Source organism: Tenacibaculum sp. 1B UA, assembly GCF_033978845.1.
Taxonomy (GTDB): Bacteria; Bacteroidota; Bacteroidia; order Flavobacteriales; family Flavobacteriaceae; genus Polaribacter.
Genome location: NZ_JAKVUA010000018.1, coordinates 41,229 through 64,098, shown reverse-complemented (window position 1 = coordinate 64,098; position 22,870 = coordinate 41,229). Strand labels below are relative to the sequence as shown.

The following is a 22,870-nucleotide window of genomic DNA, read 5'->3' as shown; positions in this document are numbered from 1 at the left end:
TCCCACTTAATAGTTTTACTTTAATAAAAAGTAGAACTTAACAATTACAAGTAAAACAATAACAACCTACATAAACAATACTTATGTAGCTCATGGCCATGCTTTAAGTTTAAAATAGCTGGCCTCACTTAACTTAAATAAAAACAATGATTAACAACAATATAAAAAATGATTCTGGACTTTTAGTTCTTGCTATACGATTGGTTATTGGCTGGACATATTTTTCTGCCTTTTGGAGAAGAACAATTTTAGCTAATAAACTTGACCCTGAAGTAGCAGGATACATTGGAGAAAAATTCAATCATTTCCTCCCAAACGCTTTAGGCATTAAACCTCTTATTCAATATTTAGTAGAAAATCCTGACATCTTATGGTTAAACATGGTAATATTTACCATTATTGAAGGAATTGTAGGCCTATTCATCATATTTGGTTTATTTACCAGAATAATGAGTATAGGTGTATTTGGGTTAGCAATGGGAATTCTCCTTGGTTCTGGTTGGATAGGTACAACATGTCTTGACGAATGGCAAATTGGTGTACTTGGAATTGCAACAGGTTATGTACTTTTTTTAACAGGTAGCGGTAAATATTCAATAGATAACTACTTCATAAAAAACAATTTTTCCTTTACTAAAAAGAAATGGTTTGCATGGTTAGGATCAGGAGTTATACCAATTAAGAACCATATTTTTCCAAAATTTGTTTTAATAGGATCCTTGGCTATTTTAGGAATGACCTTATTCACTAACCAAGTATTTCATGGCGGAGTTTGGGGAACACTTCATAACAAATCAGTAAAACCTAAATTAGAAATAACAGCAGGTAAAATTAGTAACGATATACTTTCTTTTGACCTTTTTAGAACAGAGGGTGTTGATGTTTACGGTTCTTGGGTTATCTCTGTTGAATTATCAAACCAACAAAATAATACCGTTATTCAGTATTCTAAAAAAGACTTAGCTTCTTTAACTAATGAAAACATCTCAAATTATTATGTTGCTAAAATAAAACCAGGTAAACATAGTTTGGTTGTCCCTTTAGGTGCTAAAGCTAAAATGATTTTCAAAAGTCAAGCTTTTTCAAATCTTTCTAACGGAACATATACATTGAAAATAACTGATATTAGTGGTGCTTTTTGGACACATCAAATAACTAAATAGACCTAAAAACGCAATAGTGATAAAAAAACACTATTGCGTTTCTTTCAAAACTTCAATCATCATTCATAAACCAACCTTATATTTTTTTTAACAAATTTCGTATCGATTGCCTTTGTTTTTATAAATAATTTCACCCAAAAAAGCTATTAAGTGTTTTCTACACTTAGCCTCTTACTAATTAAAATACAAAATAGACTATGAGTAATCAATTAAACTTTAAAGAATTAAACTTTAAACTAGTTGTAATTAATGAATTAATGTACGCTCAAGAAGTATTAGAGCCTAAATTAGACGTTTATGAGTTTATAGAAAAACAGCGAAACATATCCAGTTCAGAAGCTTATGATGTTATTGAAGAAGAAGGTTATGAAATTATTCCTGAAGTATTAGAACATTTTAAAAACTTAGAACTCACTTCTGAAATGGTTGAAAACATTGAAGAATTACACATGGATGGTGGTGACGAAATCTATGGGCAAATTATTCCTTTTTGGGACGGTGAAGATGATGTATTTAGTGTAAACTCTGTTGTTGATACTAAATTACTTCCTAACTTAAAAAGTATTTCTCTTCTTTATAGTGAGAATGACTCGCTTTTAGAAGAATTTCAAGAAAAAGGAATTGAGGCTGATTGGCTATAAGAAAGTAAAAACATGTTTAAAAGTATATAATGAAAACTATTAAAAAAACCGATACAGAAATACAACAAGAATGGTATAATATAGGTGAAACTTATGCCTCCGAGGTAAATAAAATGGTTGCTTTTGGTGAAGAACATGGTTGGGATAACTGGAAAGGTAAAGAACCTGAAGATAGTCGTGATTATTTAGCAGATATCATAGTACAAAGATTAAGAGAAGCCAATAAAATTGAACAAATTGAAGAGTTTAGAGAACAATACCCACCTGCTCATACTCCATTAATAAAATATTTTAAAGAAAAAGGACAAAGTATTGAACAGTTATGCTTTATTGAAAATGAAAAAATCGTTTTTGTAACAGGTAGCGCCTATCAAAAAAGGCAAGCCTATCTTTTAGACAATAGAACACTTATTAAGTTAGATGGTACTATTGAAGCTATTGGAAAATCTCATCAAAACAACATTTTTGCCATTAAAACTCCAAAAACATTAATTACACGCAAGGAATGGGATGGAACTATTATAGAAACTTTTGAACTTGGAGAATTACATAAAATAGGCATCACAAATATGACGCCTTTTAACGATGGTAAAAAAGTGTTAGTAACTACTTCAGAAGGAATATATATCGTTTCTAAAAACTCGATAAATATGGTACATCCTGAACCTGATTTAGAAGATGAGGAATGGGAGCCATACTTAGACATGGAGAATGCAACTTTATCAAACGACAATAAATATATTGTAGTTGGTGATCAATCTTTTGATCATCGAGTATTAGATAACGAAGGAAATCAAATTGGAGAAATTGGCCCGCAATCTTCTTATCCTCATTTTTGTCTATTTTCTAAAGATGACAAACAGCTTATTACAAACTCTTGTCATTTTTATAACGGAATTACCATCGGAGTTGATGCTAAAAATTTAAACGGATTAGAAGTTGAATCTTATGTAGATGAAGCAGATAATTTTAAAGTTATTGATGATGAAATGAGAGTATATGTTGGTACAAGCACTAAAGATTATTACATTTTAGGTGATGCTTACGGATACATTAAAGCTTTTGATAAAAACGGAAACTGTATTTGGAGACACTATCTTGGCTCTACCATAAGCGGTATTACAATTTCTGATAACGAGCAAACTTTATGGGTAAGCACCTATGCTGGAATTCTTCATAAATTAAAGTTAGGTAAAGGACACAGAGATACACATACCATTGGTAATGGAAATCATTATGAAGATTTCAGATTAATTCTTTGGAAAGATGAAGAAAAAGAGCTTTGGTGGTAAGAACAATTAAAATAAAAAAAAGAACACTTATTATTTTAGTAATTCTATTAACAGGCTTTTTAATTCCTCAAAACTTAAAAATGCCTGTTAATGGAGCTACCAAATCCGATTACAACCCAAAATCATTTTGGTATTATCCTTGGGGTAAATCAGTTACTCACAAAGGAGTAGATATTTTTGCTAAGAAAGATACTAAAATCACCTCTTCTACTATTGAAGTAGTTTTATTTTCTGGAAAAACAAGTATGGGCGGAAATACAGTACTAGTTTTAGGTCCAAAATGGAGACTACACTACTACGCACATTTAGAAAACGTAAAAACATCTTCTTTAACTTTTGTAAACAAAAGTTCAGTAATTGGAACTGTAGGAACTAGTGGGAATGCCGCTGGAAAAGCCCCTCACCTACACTACTCTATCTTTACATTGATACCTTATGTATGGAGAATAGATTCAGATAAGCAAGGATGGAAAAAAATGTTTTATCTAAACCCTATTGAATTTTTAGAAGGCTAATTTTTAATCTAACCCTTCCATTTCTGCATCATAAAACAATCCTGCAGCTTCAATTAACCCTTCTAATTCATTAGCTAGATCTTGTTCATTTTCGTTTGATAAATCTTCAAACCATTCAATTTCATCATCTTTAAAATTGATTAAAAAACGAGGATATTCAGTATGTAATACAAAAATATCTTCTGGATGTTCACTATTATCTGCTAATAAAAATTTAGGTAAGTTCATGGTGTTTTGTTTTAATAAGTTTGATAGTTAATTTGTTAAATCGTATAAATAATAAGATTGACGCTGTAGTTAATCCTGCTAGTAATCCTAACCAAATACCAAAGCTACCATACATATCTTTTGCTCCAAAGAAAAAGCTAATAGGAAAACCAACTATCCAATACGATATAAAAGTTATTAACGTAGGTATTTTAACATCTTGTAAACCACGTAAAGCACCTAACATTACAACTTGTATACTATCACTAATTTGAAAAATTGCGGCAGCAATTAATAAGTTTGCTGCTATACCCATTACTTCCATATTATCTGCATAATTTTCAGCATCGCTTAAATCAACATATAAATTTGGTAATGATTTATGAAAAACAAAGAAGAAAGTAGCAAACACAACCGCTAATATTGTTCCTAAGAAAAAGATTGAAAATGCTATTCTTCGTAACTCTTTATAATTTTGTAATCCTTTTTGATTTCCCACTCTAATCATAGAAGCAACACTTAATCCAGTTGCTACCATAAATGTCATAGAAGATAAATTCAAGGCTATTTGATTTGCTGCTTGAGGGTTTTTACCTAACAATCCACTTAACCAAATTGCTGCCGTAAAAATAGCTACTTCAAAAAACATCTGCATAGCACTTGGTGTACCTAAACTTAATATTTTTCGAATCATCAAAGTATCTAAAACAAAAAACTTAATATTGGTTACCAAGCGTTTTGAACGCTCTTTCTTGCTTAACAACCACCATAAATATACAACCATTACAACCCTTGACAGTAAAGTTCCGTATGCTGCTCCTACTATTCCTAATTCTGGAAAACCAAACTTTCCATAAATAAGTAAATAGTTTAATATTACATTTAATACATTAGCTATCAACGTTGCATACATAGGATAACGCGTCATAGACATTCCGTCACTAAACTGTTTAAATGCCTGAAAAATAATCATCGGAATTAATGAAAAGGCAACCAAATCTAAATACGGAATTGCCAACTCAACCACTTCTATAGGTTGTTTCATTAAATACATTAATGGTTTAGAAAAGAAAACCACCAAAAACAATATAATTCCCATCATTGTACATAAGAAAAGCCCATGTTTAAATGCAGATTTTGCTTGTGTAAAATTATTAGAAGAATCAGCCTCAGCAACTAAAGGTGTAATTGCAGTAGAAAAACCAATACCTAACGACATGGCTATAAACATAAAACTATTTCCTAATGAAACTGCTGCTAACTCAGCAGTTCCTAGCTGTCCTACCATTATATTATCTATAAAACTCACAAATGTATGCCCTAACATACCTAACATTACTGGGGCTGCAAGTTTTAGGTTGTATTTAAACTCTGAAGTATATTTTTTTAAATTCAATTTTTACCTTTTTTCAATCTGCGAAGATAACTTTTTTAAAAGTCTCGAAAGTTTAATTTATTTGTTTTATAATTAATTTAACTACCTTTGAATTTTATTAAAAACTCATACAAAATGGCTTCAATAACACTAAAAGGTAATACAATAGAAACAATAGGAAACCTACCTAAAACAGGAACCAAAGCAATTGATTTTTCGTTAGTTGCTACTGATTTATCAGTTAAAAACTTAGGTGATTTCAGTGGTTCTCAATTAATTTTAAATATTTTTCCAAGTGTAGATACAGGTACTTGTGCTACTTCTGTTAGAGAGTTTAACAAAAAAGCTGCTGATTTAAAAAACACTAAAGTTTTATGTATTTCAAGAGACCTTCCTTTTGCTCAAGGTCGTTTTTGTGGGGCTGAAGGTATTGAGAATGTAGTTATGTTGTCTGACTTTGCTGCAGGAAGATTTGGTAAGGATTATGGTTTAGAAGTTATTTCAGGTCCTTTAGCTGGTTTGCACTCTCGTTGCATCGTTATTATTGACGAAAATGGAGAAGTAATATATACAGAACAGGTAAGTGAAACTGTAGATGAGCCTAATTACGAAGCTGCATTAAAAGTACTTTAAAAACATATGAAGAATCCGAATGACGGCTTTTTAAAAGGACGCATACGTAGTATTAAATTTGCCTTAAAAGGAATGTGGTTATTAATAACCACTGAAGACAGTATAAAAGCACAACTTTTCTTTGGTTTAATAGCTACTTTATTTGGTTTTTATTTTAAAATCTCCTCTACTGAATGGATGATTCAAACTTTAATTATCGGATTAGTTTTAGTAGCAGAAGCTTTAAATACTGCTATTGAAAAAGTAGCCGATTTCATACATCCTGATTATCATAAAAAAATAGGTTTCATTAAAGATATTGCTGCAGGTGCTCCTGCATTTGCAGCTATGATATCATTAATTATTGCTGGGATAATTTACCTTCCTAAAATAATAGCTATATTGTAGCGTTCAATTTATTTCTAACAAAAATACATGGCAAAAAAGAAGACAACTGTTCGAAAGAAACAGCCTCAAAAATCTATTATTAAAAGGATTAAATCCTTTTTTTCAAACAGACAAAACCAAACTATCTTAGGTTTTTTTCTGATATTGTTTTCTATATTTTTAACTGTTGCTTTTGTTTCTTTTTTCTTCTCATGGCAAGAAGACCAAAGCACACTCAATCAATTTGCTAACAGAACTATCCCTACTAAAAACTTATTAGGAAAAATAGGTGCTAAACTAAGCAACTTTCTTGTATACAAAGGTTTCGGGCTAGGTGCCTTTATTATACCTCTAACATTATTTTTAACAGGGGCTAGAATCTTACTACAAACCAACCTAAAAAGAATTATAATTTCCTGGAACTGGGGTATCTTAATTATGCTTTGGTTTGCTACTGCTCTTGGCTTTGTTGAAAAAAAGCATGCCCTGTTGTCAGGAGTTATAGGTTTTGAGTTAAATGAATATTTACAAACTTTCTTAGGCAAAACAGGATTAGCTATTCTTCTCATTTTCTTTTTGGTTGCCTATCTAATTATCCGTTTTAGTATTACTCCAGAAGCAATTAGTGAAAAAGTAAAAGTTCATAAAGAAAATAAAACAACCACTGCAGAAAACTCTACAAAAGTAAACCGAGATGATTCAACTATTTTAAATGACACTGATGTAAACAATACCGAAAGTCCAAAAAATGAAGAGTCTAGAAAAGATAAATCAGACTTTGAATTATCATTAGAAAACTTACAACCAACTATTTCTAACTACTCTGGTGTTGACGAAACTTCAGACTATGAGAAAAAACAAGAAATTTCTCTAGATATTACTCAAACTGGTGAACCATCATCAAAAATATCAGAAGAAAGTAAAAAAGAAGTAGAAGTTGCTATTGAAAAAATTGCAGAAGAAAAAAGTGTTTCTGAAAACTTATCCGATCAATTAGTAAAAGATTTTGGTGAATTTGATCCTAAGTTAGAATTAGGAAACTTTAAATTCCCTTCTTTCAATTTACTAAAAGAATATAATGAAAGTATTTCTGTAGACCCTACTGAACTTGAAGCAAAGAAAAATCAAATTGTAGAGACCTTAAAAAACTATAAAATTGGTATTGCTCAAATTAAGGCTACAGTTGGTCCAACCATTACTTTATATGAAATTGTACCTGAAGCTGGAGTTCGTATTTCAAAAATTAAAAATTTAGAAGACGATATTGCTTTATCGCTTTCAGCTTTAGGAATTCGTATTATTGCCCCTATTCCAGGAAAAGGAACTATTGGTATTGAAGTACCAAATAAGAAAGCAACTATCGTTTCTATGCATTCAGTAATTGCTTCTAAAAAATTCCAAGAATCTCCAATGCAACTTCCTATTGCTCTTGGAAAAACGATTTCAAATGAAACTTTTGTTATCGATTTAGCTAAAATGCCTCACTTATTAATGGCTGGTGCTACAGGACAAGGTAAATCGGTAGGATTAAATGCTATTCTAACATCACTTTTATACAAGAAGCATCCTGCTGAAGTAAAGTTCGTATTGGTTGATCCTAAAAAAGTAGAATTAACATTATTCAACAAAATAGAACGTCATTATTTAGCCAAATTACCAGACGATTCTGAAGCTATTATTACCGATACTACTAAGGTGGTGAACACCTTAAATTCATTGTGTATTGAAATGGATAACCGTTACGACTTACTTAAAAATGCCATGGTTCGTAACATTAAAGAATACAATGTTAAGTTTAAGGCTCGTAAACTAAACCCTGAAAACGGACACCGTTTTTTACCATACATCGTATTGGTAATTGACGAGTTTGCTGATTTAATTATGACCGCGGGTAAAGAAGTAGAAACTCCTATTGCACGTTTGGCTCAATTAGCACGTGCTATCGGTATCCATTTAATTGTAGCAACACAACGTCCTTCAGTAAATGTAATTACAGGTATTATTAAAGCTAACTTCCCTTCTAGAATTGCATTTAGAGTAACTTCAAAAATTGACTCTAGAACTATTTTAGATGCTCCAGGAGCAGACCAATTAATTGGTAGAGGTGATTTGTTATATTCTGGAGGAAATGATGTTATACGTATTCAGTGTGCTTTTGTAGACACTCCTGAAGTAGAAAAAATTACTGATTTTATTGGCTCTCAACGTGCCTACCCTGAAGCATATTTATTACCAGAATATGTTGGTGAAGAAGGTGGCACAAATCTTGATGTTGATATTGCAGACAGGGATAAACTGTTTAAAGATGCAGCTGAAGTTATTGTTACTGCTCAACAAGGTTCGGCATCGTTATTGCAACGTAAATTAAAGCTAGGATACAATCGTGCTGGAAGATTGATAGATCAATTAGAAGCTGCAGGTATTGTAGGTCCTTTTGAAGGTAGTAAAGCACGACAAGTACTTGTACCAGATTTAATTGCTTTAGAGCAATTATTAGAGAGTGAAAAAAATTAATAATTATAAACTATTCCGAAAGTGGAAACAAGAAAGACGATGAAAAAAATAGGATTATTATTTATTGGATTATGTATTAGCATTAGTGCTATGGGGCAAACAAATTCTTCTGAAGCAAAAAAAATGCTTGATGAAGTTTCAGACAAAATGGGCACCTATAGAAATATGGTTATCGGTTTTAACTCATCTTTAATAAATAGAGAAGCAGGCATTACCAACGACCCTCCTATTAGAGGAGTAATTACCTTATCTGGTGAAAAGTACAACTTAGATTATCTTGGGAATACCTTTATTTTTGATGGAAAAAAATTAGTTGTTATCAACCAAGATGAAAAAGAAGTAAGTATTAACAACGGTAACTTAGATGAAGAAGACGGTTTTATTTACCCTTCTAAACTATTAACCTTTTACAAAGAAGGATATAATTACCAAATGGGAGCTTTAAAGAACAGTAACGGACGTAAAGTTCAATATATAGAGCTTACTCCTATTGATAGTAACTCTGATATTGTAAAAGTTCAATTAGGTATCGATGCTAAAACAAAGCATATTTATAAATTAACCCAAATAGGTTCTAACGGAGCTGAAACTACCTTTACAATTACTAAGTTTAAAAGTAATCAACCTATATCTGCTCAGCTTTTTTCTTTTGATAGAACTAAGTACGCTAAACAAGGATACTATATCGACTAAAAAATTATATAGAAGTTTTGTTACTGGTTTACTTAAAAAATCATTAACAAAACTTTTGTGTTTATATACCACTAACCTACTACCTTTGCTTCTGTGAAAACATTAGACAGATATATATTAAAAAGTTTTATAGTTCCCTTTTTAGCAACCTTCTTTATCATTTTATTTGTACTAGTAATGCAAGTACTGTGGTTGGCTTTTGATAATTTTGCTGGTAAAGGTATTAGTGCTGGAATTATTTTAAAATTTTTGTGGTACACTACACTTCTTGTAGCCCCTCAAGCCTTACCTATTGGTGTTTTATTATCTTCTATTATGACGCTGGGTAGTTTATCTGAAAATTATGAATTTGCCGCAGCCAAGTCTGCTGGTGTATCTCTACAACGTATGGTTCGTCCTATCGTTTTTTTAGCTATTTTTTTAAGTGGTATTAACTTTTTGTTTCTTAATTACGTGTATCCATATGCAATGCTTAAGCAATTAAACATGAAGGTAAACATTAAAAAGAAACAACCAGCTATTGCTTTAGTTGCCGGAAGCTTTAACACTGAAATCCCTAATTTTCAAATAAAATTTAAAGAGAAATACGGCGAAGAAGACAACCTTTTAAAAGAGGTAATGATTTACGATCTATCTTCAAAAAAAGGAAACAATAAAATTATTACAGCAAAAAGAGGTGAAATTCTTTCAGAAGAAGGTAGTCGTTATATGACATTAGTTTTAAAAGATGGTTATTATTTTGAGCATCATTTAAAAAACGGAGCTTCTTTTAAAAAGCGTGAAAAGATGCCTGCCTCATACGCAGACTTTGAAAAATACACCATTAATATTGATATTTCTTCGTTTAGTAACGATGACCTAGAAGACGAAAAGTATAAAACAAACTACAATATGTTAAGTTTGGCTCAGTTAAAAGATACTTTGCCAACCTTGAAGCAAAACTACGATGCCTTTGTTAATAGTAGAGCAAAAAACTTATTTTTAAGTATTGATGTAGAAGACTTACATCAGTATCCTGATTCATTAAAAAACAAAGACCTTTCCTTAGATATTCTTGAAAACTTTGAGTTAAAAGAAAAACTAAATATTCTCTCAACAGCTACTTCTAAATTAGAACGTACAATAAATAACAACAAGTCTAACAAAGACACCTTAAAAAACAAACGAAAGTATTTAAACTTATATGATATTGAGTTTTACAATCGGGTAGCTTTTTCACTTTCTTGTTTATTACTCTTCTTTATTGGTGCTCCTTTGGGTTCTATTATTAGAAAAGGAGGAATGGGATTACCTATGATTTTGGCAATAGCCATTTATGTACTATACTTTTTCTCCAATACTTTTGGAAGGAATTTAGCAGAAGAAAGTTCACTTACAGCCATTACTGGTTCTTGGCTAAGTGTATTTTTAATGCTACCTTTGGCTATTACTTTAACTGTTAGAGCGACCAAAGACAAAGGACTATTTGATATTAATAGTTTTTTTGCTCCGATACGAAACTCAGTAAAAAACTTATTCTCTAAAAAGAGAAAACCACAACATAATGACAACACAAACTCCAACTAATATTCAATTAAATACAATTGAAGAAGCTATAGAAGACATTAAAAACGGTAAAGTTATTATCGTAGTTGATGATGAAGATCGTGAAAATGAAGGTGATTTTTTAGCTGCTGCTGAAAAGATTACTCCAGAAATGATCAATTTTATGGCAACCCATGGTCGTGGATTAATTTGTACTCCATTAACCGAAACTCGTTGTAAAGAATTAGAACTAAATATGATGGTAAGTAACAATACTGACCCTATGGAAACTGCTTTTACCGTATCGGTAGATTTACGTGGAAACGGGGTTACTACGGGTATTTCTGCATCTGATAGAGCTAAAACTGTACAAGCCTTAATGAATCCAGATACCAAACCTTTTGATTTAGCTAGACCAGGGCATATTTTTCCTTTAAAAGCCAAAAACGGTGGTGTATTACGTAGAACTGGTCATACTGAAGCAGCTATTGACTTTGCTCGTTTAGCTGGTTTAGAGCCTGCTGGAGTTATCGTTGAAATTATGAATGAAGACGGTACCATGGCTCGCTTACCTCAACTAATGAAAGTTGCTAAAAAATTCGATTTAAAAATTGTTTCTATTGAAGATTTAGTAGCCTACCGAATGGAACACGATTCTTTAATAGAAAAGAAAGAAGACTTTAATATTCAAACTCGATTTGGTGATTTCCGCTTACGTGCTTACCAACAAACTACCAACAATCAAGTACATATTGCTTTAACTAAAGGTACTTGGAGTAAAAACGAACCTATTTTAACTCGTGTAAACTCTACTTTAGTAAACAACGATATTTTAGGAACCTTAACTAATAATGCCGACAAAAAACTAGACCAAATGTTTAAGGTTATTAATGAAGAAGGTAGAGGCGCTATTTTATTCATTAATCAACAAATGCAAGCTTTAAATTTATTGAATAGACTTCGTATGCTAAAAGAAAACCAAGCTAAAGGAGAAATGAAAGCTCCTAATGTGGTGATGGACAACAAAGATTTTGGTATTGGTGCACAAATTTTACACGATTTACACATTCATAAATTACGCTTAGTTTCTAACACCAAACAAACCAAACGTGTGGGTATGATTGGTTACGGACTAGAAATTGTTGATTATGTAAACTACTAATCAAAACAATATATAAAACAAAAATCTCGAGTTAATTAACTCGGGATTTTTGTTTTATACAACTATCAGTTATTACAGTCTTTTTTTTCAACCTTACTAATTAACTAACATTTTTCTACAACAAATAGTTTGTTTAAAACACTTCTATTAGGCAATGAATGTTACTCCCCTTACCCAAGGAGTATCGTTCCCCTTACTATGGGAGTGCCACTCCCCTTATACAGGAAAAGACATCCCAATTAGGCTTGGGGTATCACTCCGATAATAATTAAACATGTTTTGCATTTATTTTTTATATTTGACACCGTGAAAATTGCTATAGACTTCTTCCTTTATATTATAACAAGGTGCAATAGTAATTTTTGTCTTATTTATGTGTTAATACATAATGAATGAAAAGAAAAATTTAATCAAAAATAAAAGTATGATAGAAATATTAGCATTAGTTTTTTTAGGTAAGAAAATAGCTGAATTAGCAGAAGAAAAAGGAGAAAGTCCTAAAAAATGGAGAGGTATAATGATTGGTTCTTGGTTTGGAGCTGAAATCTTAGGTTTTGTAATATTTGCCTTTACTGTGGGTATAAATGATAATACTATTTTCCCTGCTGCAATGGTAGGACTGGCTTGTGGTTTAGTTAGTTATTTTGTTGTTAGAAATATGTTGTCTGCAAAACCTAATACTATAAAAGAATTATCTTAGGTGATAAAACATTAAACCTTTGATACCATAAAACAAAAATAGTGCTATGCACTATTTTTGTTTTATGGTATTTTACTCTACAGGTATACAAATGTCTACGATACATTTACCTTCTGGATGCTCATTAGGATTGTTATAAAAAATCTCGTACGGATCTTGATCTGCTTTTTTGAAACCATGTTCACTCATCCACACAAAACTACTTTCCCATGCTTGTTGAAATTCTGACGGAGTAATTTCTAAACGAGAAACCACACATTTTGCTTCTGGTATTTCTTTTATACTTACTTCTCCTTCAGTTTTTACCTCTGAATTTAAAGTTAAACAAACACTCATTCTTATTTTGTCTTCATCAGTAATTTTAGGACTGTCGTGATATACCGTTAACATTCTTAAATTTTCCTGCTGCATTAACCCTTTAGGGTAAGCCCACTTCATTAGTTTATGGTAAGCATTTTCTACTGCATCCATTTTTCCTTGATGTGTTAAGTAGGCTACTTTTAAGGTTGGCATTTTTTTTACTTCAGTTTTAGCTTTCATTTGCATCCATTTTAAGTTTGTATCTATATTACAAATGTATTGTTCAAACTGTGTTTCTATTTTTCCATTCTTGCTTTCTGTTTTACAAATCTTGCTATATTTAGATGGACTTTCTTTTTTAAATTCAGCAGGACTCATTCCGTAAAATTTTTTAAATGCTCTTGAAAACGATGACAAACTTGTAAAACCAACTATTTCAGACACTTCTGTAATCGTTTTGCTTTTTTTATTTAGTAAAAACGAAGCCGATTTTTCTACTCTCTTTCTGGTTATAAAATCATTAACGGTTTCTTTAGTTACTGCCTTAAAAAGTCTGTGAAAATGATATGGAGAGAAGTAAGCTCTTCCTGCTATTTCTTCTAGAATAAGTTTCTTTTCTAAGTTTTCTTCTATAAAATAGATAGCCTTGCTTATGCGAATTGCTGTTTTATTAGGTGTTTTTTTAGATGATTTCATAACTACTTTTTATTTGTAAACATAACTTGGTAGCAAATTCTTCTTCCTTATACACCTCATGAGCTTTCTGTGGAATTATACTATAATCAACCTCCATTCTTTCAAACCAATTATTATTTGGTTTATAAGTATCTTTTTCACCATAATAAAGCACTATTTTTCCTTTGTTTTTTTCTATTTCATAACGTAATCTTGTAGCTGAAACAGTATAAAGACTTTCAACATCTAAACCTTTTAAACAGGCTTTCCAAACTATAGTTCCTCCTATGCTAAAAGCTAAAACAGTAAGTCGTTCTTTTTCTAACTCTATTAAGTTTTTAACTGCCTTCTCTATTCCTCCGTTTACAAAAAAATGGTGTCGCTCTTCTTCTGACAAATTCTTTTCTGGCATTTCAGATAGTTCACAGCTACTATAAAATGTAACCTCAAAGTCTTCTGACAGTTTATCAACATACATCGAAACCCAACGAGTATCAGTCGTTCCCCAAAGGTCTGATAAAATTATTAATCGATTTTTCATGTACTTCTACCTTTTTTTTGCAAAATAAAAAACACAAAACCTCCTATAAAATATAAAATAGCATCAAATATGTCTGCTGTATACCTTTCCATATATTTCGGTATTATAAACTCAAAAAAAACCGAATATAATCCGCATATATAAATTATTACCCCTAAAGGTATTTGATAATATTTATTATTCTTACTCCATCTTAAAATATAAAGGCATATAGTTAATATTATAGGTATTATTAGAAAGTCGTTCACATAATTATTAATGAAAGAGGGAAGTTTTACACTTAATTTTTGTGCAACATAGATAAGACTTCCTATAACTATTGAAATTATAAAATAATATGTAAGTATCTTTTTTCGCACACTACCCTGCTGCTACCATAGCTATAAACCATGCTATTAAAGCACCTATAGCACTCACCAATAAATATGCTGAATATAAAATCCAACCAACAACACGATACAACCAAAATGGATGTTTTTTTAATCGTTCTGCTAAATTAGGGTTTTCTATTTCATGCTTCGCTTTTTTGAGTTCTTCTTGTTTGTAAGCTATAACTTTTTGTTCTTGTTTTTTTTTAAAAGAAATTAATGTGTTGCAGTTTTTACAGTAATCTCTATTGGTATTAAAAACTCCGCAATTAGGGCATTTAACGTTTCTAGTAATTGCCATTTTCTTGTTCTTTAAAGCTGTATTTATTTTTCTTTTTATAAGGTCGTATGATAAGCCTAGTTTCTCTATCAAAGCGTACATAATTATACACCCAATTCATAAATACTACTGCTTTGTTTCTAAATCCGATAAGTGAAAATAAGTGTACAAACATCCAAATAAACCATGCAAAAACTCCTTGAAATTTCCAACGAGATAAATCTACTACCGCTTTATTTCTTCCAATAGTTGCCATGGAACCTTTATCGTTATACACAAATGGCTTTTGTTTTTTACTTTTTAATTTTGCTAAGATATTTTTACCTAACAATCGTCCTTGTTGAATGGCTGGTTGTGCCATCATTGGGTGTCCTCTTTTATAACCTTTTGCTTCCATATATGCTATATCACCAATTGCATATATATTATCATAACCAATTACCTTATTATATTCGTCTACTTTAAATCGGTTGGCTCTTTCAACTACACTCTCTTGTTTTAAACCATTAATAGCGTCTCCTTTTACTCCTGCTGCCCAAATAACTGTTTGCGATTTAAAGTGATCATCTCTGTTTGTGGTAACAGTTTCTCCGTCGTAGTCTAGCACACGAAGATTTTTCCACACATTTACGCCTAGTTTTATTAAAAAATCTTCCGCTTTTTTAGAAGCTCTATTACTCATCCCTTTTAATAGCTCTCCTGAGCTTTGGATGAGGTTGATTTTCATCTGTCGAATATCTAAGTCTGGGTAATCTTTAGGTAAAATTCCTTTTTTCATTTCTGCCAAAGCTCCAGCTAACTCTACTCCCGTTGGTCCACCTCCAACGATTACAAAATTCATTAACGCTCTTCGTTTTTCTAAATCGGTAACCAATAATGCTTCTTCAAAGTTTTCTAATACCAAACTACGAATATTTAGTGCTTGTGGAACCGATTTCATTTCCATAGCGTACTTTTGAATATTAGTGTTTCCAAAGAAATTAGTTGTTGATCCTGTTGCTATAATTAGTTCATCATATTCTAAATTTCCTATCGTAGTTTCTATATAGTTTTTCTCTGGATGTATTTGTGTAACTTTTGCTAGCCTAAAGAAAAAGTTTTCTATATCGTTAAATCTTTTTCTTAAAGGAAACGCTATGCTATCAGGTTCTAACCCTCCTGTAGCTACTTGATATAATAAAGGTTGAAAAGTATGGTAATTGTGCTTATCTATTAAAACCACCTGTAAATCTTGGTTTTCTAAAGCTCTTGCTACTGCTAATCCTGCAAACCCACCTCCTATAATTATTATTCGAGGAAAACTTGTTTGAGGTATGTTCATTGTTTATTAGGATTTTAAATCTAATTAGCAAATTTAACTAAAAGAGAAAGGAGTTAGTTAAAATTTATTTTTTAGTTTTACGTTTAACCCCCGTTAATCAAATCAAGAACTGTCATGTTTAATTTTTTTAAAAAGAAAAAAGTAACGAGTTTAACTATTATATGTGATACTAACGTTATACATATTAATAATAAACCCCTTACATTTCCCACTAATTATACCACTTTAGTTGATGTTTTAGGTAAACCTAGTAGAGAACTAAAAAAAAGTAATGATTATATTATTTGGGATACACACGGTATTTTTTGTGGTTATACTGATAGAGATAATATTTTATCTATGAATGTTTATCAGAATAAAAAAGATAGAAGTGAATATAACACCAAAAAACAGTTTAAAGGAAAGCTTTTTTTAAATAATGAAGAAATTACCAATAATGAGTTTGGCAAAATTCCATTAGGAAAAGTTGCTATTCACAGGCTAGGTAGGGAAAGTGATACCCGTTTTGGGTTTAGTATTGGTGTTAATAGAGATTATAAAGATTCATAACTCAAATTTTACTTGCTGTAAGGTTTTGTTTGTTGTGATGAGTTTATCAATTATTATTTTTCTTAAAGTTTCAATATCCTCTTCATAATAACGTGCCCACTTGTATTCTTTAAACAAAGTTTGAATTTGTTTTAAGCGCTGATGTGCAAACTCTGAAGTCATTAAATATTGGTTATTTGTAGCGTTATTTTTCACTCTTTTAATGCTTACTTTGGCTTTTGCATAGTCAACATCTAAATAAAATACTTTATCTGTGGTATTTAGTGGATAAAAGCTTGACCAATTTGCATATCCTACATAATATTGCTGATTTTTATAATTATCTATCCCTTGAATCTTCCAACGACAATTGGCTACTCTACCCCAGTGATTTGAATAACGAAAAACACCCTCCGCTGTGTAATAGTAATAACTACCTGATTTACTTTGAAAATGCGCCTTCATATCATCAAAGAAATTGACATTTTGCATTTCAAACTCACAGTACGTACTTCGGTAAAAATTGAATTTATGATACTTCATTTAATTTCCAAAAGCGGTTAGTACTATTTTTCTTTTACCTCCATAATTTCTATGCTCACCTAAGTATATTCCTTGCCAAGTTCCTAAGTTGAGCTTTCCATTGGTAATTGGAATTTGTACCTGACATCCTAACATAGAACTTTTAATATGTGCTGGCATATCATCGGCACCTTCATAATTGTGTTTATAGTATGGCATATTTTCAGGAATCATTTTATTGATATGCGATTCGAAATCTATTCGAACGGTAGGATCTGCATTTTCATTAATGGTTAAACTTGCAGATGTATGCTTTATAAATATTTGTAGCTGACCTATTTGAATATTTTCAAGTTCTGGAAGTGCTTCTAACAAAACACCTGTAATTAAATGATAGCCTCTATTAAATGCTGGTAATTGAATTTCTTTTTGATAAAATTGCATTTTACAAATCTAAAATACTTCTTTTATAATTTTTAGAAATTCTTGCTTTTTTGTTTTTGAAATAGGAATTGTTGTTTGATTTTGCATTAGTAAAAAATCTCCGTCTTTTTTTACAAATTTTTCTAAATAATGAAGGTTTATTAAGTAAGATCTATGACATCTAAAAAATAAGTTATTTCCCTGAAGTTGATTTTCAAAGTATGCTAGTGGTTTACAAATTAATTCTCTTTCTCTATTTGCTAAATGTACTTTTGTATACATTCCATCTGCTTCTAAGTATAAAATATCTTCATGCGAAACAAAAATAATTTCTCCTGGTACTTCTAAAGCTATTTTATGTGATGATAACGATTGAATGGCTTTTTTTAACTCTGAAAATTGTGCTGTTACCTTTTTTTGGTTAATATTAACTTTTGCTTTATTTATAGCTACTCGTAACTCTTCTCTATCAATTGGTTTAACCAAATAGTCTATTGCAGATAATTTTAATGCTTCTAATGCGTATTGTTGATATGCTGTTGTAAAAATTAATTGAAACTCTATAGGTTCTGAAATAAAATCTAATATTTCTAAACCTGAGTACTCAGGCATTTCAATATCTAAAAAAACAATATCTGGATTGTTTTCTTTAATTGACTTTACTCCATTTACTAAGTTATCTGCTGTAATAACATTTTTTATTTCAGGAAAAAACTCTGTAAGCATCGTTTTCATTACACTACGTGCTTTTGCCTCATCATCAATTATTAAAGCTTTCATTATTAAATTCTTTTTATTTTTAGTGTTACTATCGTTCCTGTAGCATTATTGTTTTCATCTACTTTATCCGTAAAATCTACTGAAATATCAAATAACTTTTCTTTCTTATACAACAAAACTCGCTCTTGAGTAGCGTTTACAGCAAAAGACTTATGTCCTTTTCTTTTCTTATTAATTTCTGAAGATTTTTTTCGTCCAACACCATCATCTTTTATCGTTATAATTAAAACCTTGTTAATATTTTCTTCTACTGTTATCCATAAATTCCCTCGGTCTTTCTTATGAACAAGTCCGTGTTTTATAGCATTTTCTACAAAAGGTTGTATAAACAACGGCGGAACTTCAATTTGATCTTTATTTATGTTTTTATCTACTAAGAAGTGAACCTTAAATTTATTTTCAAATCGTAATTGCTCTAATGATATATAAATCTCGAGTGAACTAAGTTCTTCTTTGAGTAGTATTACATTTACTCTACTATGATTTAAATACATTCTTATTAAACGAGAAAATTTAACTAAGTAATCACTTGCTAAATATTTCTCATTCTTCATTACATAATCTTGAATAGCTCCTAAGGAATTAAAAATGAAATGAGGGTTCATTTGTGAGCGTAAGTTTTCTAGCCTTAACTTACTTATTCTACTATCTAAAATTACCCTTTCTAGTTCTCGCTCTCCTTCCTCTTCTTTCCATTTTAATTTAATTCGGTAATATATTATTATTCCTAAAACAGATATTATAAATATTGTCACAATAAACCACCAACTTTCCCAAAAAGGCTTTTGTACAATTATTTTAACTCCTTTACTTTCTTTTCCTATACTTCCATCTAAACTTTTAGTTCTAAGTAAAAACTTATATTTTCCTGATGGAATTCCAATATACCTTACTACATCATCGTTTAACTCAGATGTTTGCCACTCTGTATTAAAACCTAAAAGTTTATATTGAAAAACATTTTTACTACTAGATTTAAATCCATTAGCATTAAAGTTAAATGTAATGTCGTTAGTTTTGTAAGGCAGTTTGTATTTTGTTTTTATTTCTTGTTCTATTCCTCCAATTTTAACATTACTTATGTAGGCTAACGGAGCTAATTTTGGTTCTATTAACTCTGGAACAGATGTATTTATTCTACATAAAAAATTGTTACCAGGTATCCATAAATAATTATTTTGTATTACTGGAGTTTTAAATTTTATAGCACTTTTATCAGTTAAATTTATTGTATTTATTATTTTTTTATCTGTATCGTATCGCTGTATTCCTTTTTCAGTAACAATCCATAGAAAATTGTCCTTCCCTAAAATTCCTTTTATTTGAGATTGTAACAATCCGTTTAAACATGTTATGCTGTCAGTTACTTTTCCTGCCTCTAAACCTAAAATTTTATCTCTTGTAGTTGCCCATATTTTACCGTTAGTAGTTTGAGTATATTCAGAAAAAATAATAGGTTTATTTTGATGATGTACTGGAATAGTTTGTAGTTTACTGTTATAGGCTACCGTTCCATCAATATAAGTAACGTAAATAAGTTTGTTTTTTGAATCGTAATGAGTACTAATAGGTCTTTTGTTTTCTAAAACTATATATTCCTTGTTCCTAGAAAGTTGAGTATAAATAATAGCACGTCGATATGATAGATACACCAATGAATCTTTATTTATTTTCGTAAAATCTTTAGCTGTGGTAAACTGATTTCCTGCATTAGTAATTTTTAACTTTTTTATATCATATGTATAGCTACTAGTTCCGTTTGTGCTTATATATGCTTTTTGTAGGTTTTTATTATATTTTATTTTATTAACAGGTCGTTGATTAGATAAACTGATAATTTTATAATCGTTACCTTTTGTATTGTAATCTATTAAATTACCATTTTGAGTTCCTAATAACAGCCTATTATTACCAATAGTTTCTATTGAGATAATATCTTCTTTTATCTCTAAAAAACTTTTCTTCGTTATTTCTAAACTTGGCACAACGAAAATTCCATTTTGCAGTGTTGTAAGCCAATAATTATTCTCATAATCTTTTAAAACATCGGTTATATGATAGTCTTTAAAAATTTGTTTAGTATTATTTACTTTATTCTTATTTAAAGTTCTGTAAATACCTTTTGATGTTAACAACCAGTTTTCTTTAAACTTTTTGGTATTATAAATCTGTGCTTTTTCAAGAGCTTGAGGGAGTTTTGTTGTGGTAATTTTTCTTGTATGTATATTAATTGAAAATGGTTTTAAGACATCTTTATCTAACTTAATTACAATCTCATCGAACCATTGAAACATTTGAAAGTTTCCATTATCTAAAAAATATTTTTCTTTATTACATTTTACTTTTCTAAAAACAGGTTCATCTTCATTTTCATAAACATGAGTAATTATATTTCTTTCTTTTAAATTATAATAAAAAAAACCGTTTTCAGATTTTGTTATTTTTGAAATTTCTGCATTTAAATCTTTTTTTACAAATCCGGTTTTTTTAGCTATAAGATAGCTCTTCTTCTGTGATAGAAAAAAGATATTATTCTTCATCACTATTAAATGAGCATAGGTTCCTTTTAAATCATTTGAAAAATCTTTAAATAATTGTAGTTCTTTATTTACTACTTTATAAATATGTCCTGAAATGGTCGAACACCAAATTTGTCCTTCCTCATCTATTTGTAAGTTAAAAATACTTTTTGTGGTTGAAATAGTATTTTTAACTTGCCTAAATCTTTTACCATTGTAATAAAACAAACCTTGCTCCCCTCCCACCCAAACTAGGTTATTTTTATCTTGTATAATATTATAATTTGCTAAAGATACTAATCCATCATCAGATGTAAATTGTGTATAAAAAGGCTCCTGTGAAAATACATTTTCAAAGAGAAAAGAAATAAAGACTAGTATATAAAAAGTTTTTTTCACAAATTTAATTTTACTACAAAAAAAGGTGGTTATGCAATAATACGCAAAACACCACCTTTTAGAACTACTCTTAACTTAAAGTCTATATTTAGTTTTTAGGTTTAGCATCACATTTTACATATCCTCCATAAGGAGCTCTAACACTTCCTCTGTTAATTCCATTAAAAAAAGGACTTCCATATTTTCCACCTCCAGTGTAATCTCTTCTTACTATAAACTGTTGTAACATACATTGTCCATCTGAATTTTTCTGTACAACAGCTCCTACAGCCCATTGATATAAAGGCACTCCTGTTACCTTATGTTTTACTGTTGACCACCTATTTGATGTCATATATTGATATATATTTTGCATACTCATTTTACCAAAATATTTATTCAATCCGTTTACAGCTACATTTTTAATTGCTGAGTTTTTATCAAAAATTCCTTTTGCTGGCATTGTTACACTATTTAACTTTGCTCCTAACCAATCTTTACGTAAGTTATCAAACTTAGCAAAAGTTGTTTGAGATGTTAATTCAGGATTTTTATAATACTTCTTAATTTTTTCTGGATTTTTTGCAGCAATTACAAACTGCTTTGGTTGAGCATTATTCATCCACTTATGACCAACGTTATCGTTTTTATGATATACCTCTGCTCCAATTAATAATACTCCTGGCTCCAATAAAAGAACATTAGCATTAGTCCATTCTGGTCCGTCTCCCATTCCAAATTGGAACTGAATATTGCCTTTATCGGCAGATTTTCTATATTTTTCAGGAACCACACCATAACGTTTTTGGTTTGGTGAAAAATATGCATTTAACTGATATGATGTTGGATCGTATTCAATAGAAAAACCTTCGTAAATATCACCTGGATCTCTATCAAAATGGTTTGTTGGATTTCTAACAAAATATTGTGATAGATGGTAGTAACCAGACAGTTTCATTTTATCAGAAAAACCACCATCATAAGCAGGCATTTTTTTAAATTTCGTTCTGTTTAATACATAAATTTGATTGTCTTTAAATTTATCATTTTCACTACTTTCTATAGGTGAAGGAATTTCACTCACAACCGTTCCTTTACTATTTTCTTTAGCTAACAAAGCTTCTTTTTCTGCTGCTTGTTTTTGTTGATATTCTTTATACTTTTTAAAATAAAAATCTTGCTTTTCTTTATCGTTGGGATACTTTTTAGCTAACTCTTTTTTAAACTCTTCATCTGAATACTCATTTGTATTAGACGTTGAATTAGTACTTGAACCTGTAGCTGATTTTTCTATTGATGAAGAAGCTTTCTCTTCTATTTTTTTTGTTACTTTTTGCTTAGCTTTTTTTAACATGTTACCAAACTGAGCATTGGCTGTTTGATGAAACAAAAAACTAGCGAAGAATAAACAAACTAATATTGTATATTTTTTCATTTCTATTATTGTTTT

Annotated in this window: 23 protein-coding genes; 12 read left to right on the top strand and 11 right to left on the bottom strand. The window is 30.3% G+C overall.

Going from position 1 to position 22,870, the window contains the following annotated elements; genetic code table 11:
• The first annotated feature begins 146 nt into the window (after positions 1-146).
• The 4 genes from MK851_RS12945 to MK851_RS12930 all read left to right on the top strand — a co-directional run bounded on the left by MK851_RS12945 (position 147) and on the right by MK851_RS12930 (position 3,611).
• Complete coding sequence (locus MK851_RS12945; RefSeq protein WP_320244300.1) at positions 147-1,163, top strand: TQO small subunit DoxD; 1,017 nt, start codon at positions 147-149, stop codon at positions 1,161-1,163.
• A gap of 197 nt (positions 1,164-1,360) precedes the next feature.
• On the top strand, positions 1,361-1,804 hold the full coding sequence (locus MK851_RS12940; RefSeq protein ID WP_320244299.1) for a DUF6892 domain-containing protein: 444 nt from the start codon (positions 1,361-1,363) through the stop codon (positions 1,802-1,804).
• 29 nt (positions 1,805-1,833) lie between these two features.
• Positions 1,834-3,096: a WD40 repeat domain-containing protein gene (locus MK851_RS12935; RefSeq protein WP_320244298.1), complete on the top strand. Its 1,263-nt coding sequence runs from the start codon at positions 1,834-1,836 to the stop codon at positions 3,094-3,096.
• Entirely contained in the window at positions 3,090-3,611 is a 522-nt protein-coding gene (locus MK851_RS12930; protein WP_320244297.1) for a M23 family metallopeptidase, read from the top strand. The genes MK851_RS12935 and MK851_RS12930 overlap by 7 nt, the downstream gene beginning before the upstream one ends.
• 3 nt (positions 3,612-3,614) lie before the next feature.
• Here the strand turns inward: MK851_RS12930 and MK851_RS12925 are convergent, their stop codons facing one another.
• Together MK851_RS12925 and MK851_RS12920 are read right to left on the bottom strand one after the other, a co-directional pair.
• A complete protein-coding gene (locus tag MK851_RS12925; RefSeq protein ID WP_320244296.1) occupies positions 3,615-3,839 on the bottom strand; it encodes a hypothetical protein in 225 nt (74 codons plus the stop codon).
• Positions 3,826-5,214, bottom strand: a complete 1,389-nt coding sequence (locus MK851_RS12920; protein WP_320244295.1) for an MATE family efflux transporter — start codon at positions 5,212-5,214, stop codon at positions 3,826-3,828. The genes MK851_RS12925 and MK851_RS12920 overlap by 14 nt, the downstream gene beginning before the upstream one ends.
• A gap of 114 nt (positions 5,215-5,328) precedes the next feature.
• On the opposite strand from MK851_RS12920, the gene tpx reads away from it, so the two are divergent.
• The 7 genes from tpx (at position 5,329) to MK851_RS12885 (ending at position 12,785) form a co-directional block, all read left to right on the top strand.
• Complete coding sequence (tpx, locus tag MK851_RS12915) at positions 5,329-5,826, top strand: thiol peroxidase (protein WP_303506895.1); 498 nt, start codon at positions 5,329-5,331, stop codon at positions 5,824-5,826.
• A 6-nt stretch (positions 5,827-5,832) separates the two neighbouring features.
• Complete coding sequence (locus MK851_RS12910; RefSeq protein WP_303506897.1) at positions 5,833-6,213, top strand: diacylglycerol kinase family protein; 381 nt, start codon at positions 5,833-5,835, stop codon at positions 6,211-6,213.
• Positions 6,214-6,240: 27 nt separating this feature from the next.
• Positions 6,241-8,706 carry a DNA translocase FtsK gene (locus MK851_RS12905; protein ID WP_303506900.1) on the top strand — a complete coding sequence of 822 codons (2,466 nt, stop codon included), beginning with the start codon at positions 6,241-6,243 and terminating at the stop codon, positions 8,704-8,706.
• A 39-nt stretch (positions 8,707-8,745) separates the two neighbouring features.
• On the top strand, positions 8,746-9,399 hold the full coding sequence (locus MK851_RS12900) for a LolA family protein (protein WP_115900876.1): 654 nt from the start codon (positions 8,746-8,748) through the stop codon (positions 9,397-9,399).
• A gap of 93 nt (positions 9,400-9,492) precedes the next feature.
• On the top strand, positions 9,493-10,965 hold the full coding sequence (locus tag MK851_RS12895; protein WP_320244294.1) for an LptF/LptG family permease: 1,473 nt from the start codon (positions 9,493-9,495) through the stop codon (positions 10,963-10,965).
• Positions 10,943-12,085 carry a 3,4-dihydroxy-2-butanone-4-phosphate synthase gene (gene ribB / locus MK851_RS12890; protein ID WP_115900878.1) on the top strand — a complete coding sequence of 381 codons (1,143 nt, stop codon included), beginning with the start codon at positions 10,943-10,945 and terminating at the stop codon, positions 12,083-12,085. Before MK851_RS12895 ends, ribB begins: the two co-directional genes overlap by 23 nt.
• A 424-nt stretch (positions 12,086-12,509) precedes the next feature.
• Positions 12,510-12,785 carry a hypothetical protein gene (locus tag MK851_RS12885; protein ID WP_303506913.1) on the top strand — a complete coding sequence of 92 codons (276 nt, stop codon included), beginning with the start codon at positions 12,510-12,512 and terminating at the stop codon, positions 12,783-12,785.
• Between the two features lie 72 nt (positions 12,786-12,857).
• Here the strand turns inward: MK851_RS12885 and MK851_RS12880 are convergent, their stop codons facing one another.
• The 4 genes from MK851_RS12880 to MK851_RS12865 form a co-directional block, all read right to left on the bottom strand.
• Positions 12,858-13,781, bottom strand: a complete 924-nt coding sequence (locus tag MK851_RS12880) for an AraC family transcriptional regulator (RefSeq protein WP_320244293.1) — start codon at positions 13,779-13,781, stop codon at positions 12,858-12,860.
• Positions 13,768-14,301, bottom strand: a complete 534-nt coding sequence (locus MK851_RS12875; RefSeq protein WP_303506920.1) for an alpha/beta hydrolase — start codon at positions 14,299-14,301, stop codon at positions 13,768-13,770. The genes MK851_RS12880 and MK851_RS12875 overlap by 14 nt, the downstream gene beginning before the upstream one ends.
• A gap of 360 nt (positions 14,302-14,661) precedes the next feature.
• Positions 14,662-14,970: a hypothetical protein gene (locus tag MK851_RS12870; RefSeq protein WP_320244292.1), complete on the bottom strand. Its 309-nt coding sequence runs from the start codon at positions 14,968-14,970 to the stop codon at positions 14,662-14,664.
• Positions 14,957-16,270, bottom strand: a complete 1,314-nt coding sequence (locus MK851_RS12865) for an NAD(P)/FAD-dependent oxidoreductase (protein ID WP_320244291.1) — start codon at positions 16,268-16,270, stop codon at positions 14,957-14,959. The genes MK851_RS12870 and MK851_RS12865 overlap by 14 nt, the downstream gene beginning before the upstream one ends.
• Positions 16,271-16,384: 114 nt before the next feature.
• Between MK851_RS12865 and MK851_RS12860 the strand changes: the two genes are divergently transcribed.
• Positions 16,385-16,819, top strand: coding sequence for a hypothetical protein (locus MK851_RS12860; RefSeq protein ID WP_303506927.1), 435 nt, complete (start codon positions 16,385-16,387; stop codon positions 16,817-16,819).
• Here MK851_RS12860 and MK851_RS12855 read toward each other — a convergent pair.
• The 5 genes from MK851_RS12855 to MK851_RS12835 form a co-directional block, all read right to left on the bottom strand.
• Positions 16,814-17,341, bottom strand: coding sequence for a hypothetical protein (locus MK851_RS12855; protein WP_320244290.1), 528 nt, complete (start codon positions 17,339-17,341; stop codon positions 16,814-16,816). The genes MK851_RS12860 and MK851_RS12855 overlap by 6 nt on opposite strands.
• Positions 17,342-17,764 carry a secondary thiamine-phosphate synthase enzyme YjbQ gene (locus MK851_RS12850; protein ID WP_320244289.1) on the bottom strand — a complete coding sequence of 141 codons (423 nt, stop codon included), beginning with the start codon at positions 17,762-17,764 and terminating at the stop codon, positions 17,342-17,344.
• Positions 17,765-17,773: 9 nt separating this feature from the next.
• The gene (locus MK851_RS12845; RefSeq protein ID WP_320244288.1) at positions 17,774-18,523 is read right to left on the bottom strand and encodes a LytTR family DNA-binding domain-containing protein; all 750 of its coding nucleotides are present in this window, start codon (positions 18,521-18,523) and stop codon (positions 17,774-17,776) included.
• A 2-nt stretch (positions 18,524-18,525) separates the two neighbouring features.
• Positions 18,526-21,441: a histidine kinase gene (locus MK851_RS12840; protein ID WP_320244287.1), complete on the bottom strand. Its 2,916-nt coding sequence runs from the start codon at positions 21,439-21,441 to the stop codon at positions 18,526-18,528.
• 88 nt (positions 21,442-21,529) lie between these two features.
• Positions 21,530-22,855, bottom strand: a complete 1,326-nt coding sequence (locus MK851_RS12835) for a hypothetical protein (RefSeq protein WP_320244286.1) — start codon at positions 22,853-22,855, stop codon at positions 21,530-21,532.
• Positions 22,856-22,870 lie beyond the last annotated feature (15 nt).